Raw genomic sequence first — 1,861 nt, 5'->3', positions numbered from 1 at the left:
TGCCATGCAAATCTCCAGATAAAACTGGAAACCTTCTCGCATACGCAGCAAGCCTCAAAATACACCCAATCCAATGGGGCGGAGACGGCGCTTACTCTTCGTCGATATCCATCAGACAACAATAGCACGCACGTCATGCGAATTCCTGTGGTCTACGCCGTATGCGTACCGTGGAGCATCCGTTCGGCGCGATCAAACAATGGATGTATCAGGGCGCGTTCCTCATGCGGCGCCTGGAAAACGTTCGAGGGGAGTTCAGCCTGACGGCGCTGGCCTACAATATCAAAAGAGCCATCACCCTTGTCGGCGTTCCGGGTCTGATTGCCGCCCCCAGGGTATGACAGGTCGCCCTACGCACTTTTTTTGAACCATACAGGGGCGAACAGATGCCCAATCATGCCTTCTCAGGGCTTTGAGCATTGAAATCCGGGAAATCTCGTCACCTACAGAGTTCCGGCCCAAACCAACCCATGCCGTCATCGATCCAAAGAATTTTCGGACGCTCTGCCCAGAAAATCGAGCCCCAGAACCTGATTTCCCGCAGCTGCCTATACTTCAGTCATCTTGGGAATCCCTGAAAACAAAATAGTTTTCGGAATCCTCAGGACGGACTAAAGACTGAGCCTTTAGGGCCCTAGGCAGTGGAAACCGCGCTCCTGGAGGTGTCCGAGTTGGCATAGGCGGCCATGAATATGCGGATTGCGCTCTTTACGGCGAAATCTACCTCCTCCCACGGAGGTTCGTCCTCCAGATTGCCGAAGAGGCGGAAATTGAAGAGGCTACCACTGGCAAGCTCGATAAATTGATTAGCAGCGAGGGCGGGATCCTCTGCGATCAAGTTACCCCGCTCAATGTGCCGCTTGACGAAGTCCTCAAGCATAGCCCGGGCTCTGCCCCGAGAATGGAAGAATTGACTGCAAAGATGCGGCATCCGCGTGGCTACGCCGATGAGCATCCGTATTGCGCCGAGGCTATGCGAGGAGGTAACGTGGCTTGTCAAGTCGACGCCGAAACGGTAGAGTCCGGCCTCGACTTCCACGCTATCCGTTAGAACAGAGTTCAGTATGAGCATAAAGCGCTGGCGCTCATCCTCTACAATAGCGCTGAACAGATCCTCCTTGTTTTCGAAATAGACGTAGATTGTAGCTTTCGAGACGCCGGCTTCGCGGCAAACCTCGTTCACACTCGCCGCATCGAAGCCCAGCCTCATGAAGACACGCTTTGCACCTTCGATGATCTGCACTCGCTTGACCGGGTCCGCACCGGCGGCAAGGCGGCCCTGCTTCTGGGTGAGTAAACAGCGATCCTCGGTTTTTTCCTCGGTCATCTCTGTTCTTCTTTTTTTCCAAACCAGTCGGTTCGATTTCCTTGAAAACATGCGCGGCAATGCGTCCTACGTCAAGTTTCCTGAATCGATCAGTTCGACAAGCCGGACGAAAGTGGCAGCTCCCATGGCACGTGTTTCTCTCGTCGCGGTTGTCAAGCTTTGGTATCAGCATCGCAGTTCAGGCTCTCTGTTCTGTAAGGCCGTATGTCCTTCTTCGGGAGTGAGGTGGCTCGCCCTAAGCTCGACTTTGTACAAAATTCTTTGGGATTTTGAGTTGGTTGGCGGCGCCGATATGCTGCGTGCAGCCCCCTATAGCGAGTATCAGCGCACGCATTTTGTATGATCTGAACTGGGTGAATCAGTTCGCCGCAGTCTCCTTGCCTTGCTTGTTTCGTGTGACCGGATTCGAACCGTTGGATGACCGATCATAATGAGAACTGCGTCGGGTCGGGTGATCCTGTTCCGCACATCCTTCGCCAGTGGCTGTCGTCGTTTCGTCCCTGGTTCACGGCGCCCAGTTGGGACCATCTGCTG

The 1,861-nt window shown here is 54.2% G+C and carries 1 protein-coding gene and 1 pseudogene; one reads left to right on the top strand and one right to left on the bottom strand.

Annotated features, from left to right (window positions below):
* Positions 1-155: 155 nt before the first annotated feature.
* A pseudogene (locus tag J2046_RS33580) lies at positions 156-341 on the top strand (transposase); the annotation flags it as partial.
* Positions 342-634: 293 nt separating this feature from the next.
* Here the strand turns inward: J2046_RS33580 and J2046_RS33575 are convergent.
* On the bottom strand, positions 635-1,327 hold the full coding sequence (locus J2046_RS33575) for a TetR/AcrR family transcriptional regulator (RefSeq protein WP_210059130.1): 693 nt from the start codon (positions 1,325-1,327) through the stop codon (positions 635-637).
* Positions 1,328-1,861: the final 534 nt, after the last annotated feature.

Source organism: Neorhizobium petrolearium, assembly GCF_017873175.1.
Taxonomy (GTDB): Bacteria; Pseudomonadota; Alphaproteobacteria; order Rhizobiales; family Rhizobiaceae; genus Neorhizobium; species Neorhizobium petrolearium.
This window is presented reverse-complemented; position numbering and strand designations above follow the sequence as displayed.

What these genes read in the sequence shown, in the direction of transcription:
- J2046_RS33575 (WP_210059130.1), bottom strand. Translation starts at nt 1,327, where the DNA reads ATGACCGAGGAAAAAACCGAGGATCGCTGTTTACTCACCCAGAAGCAG.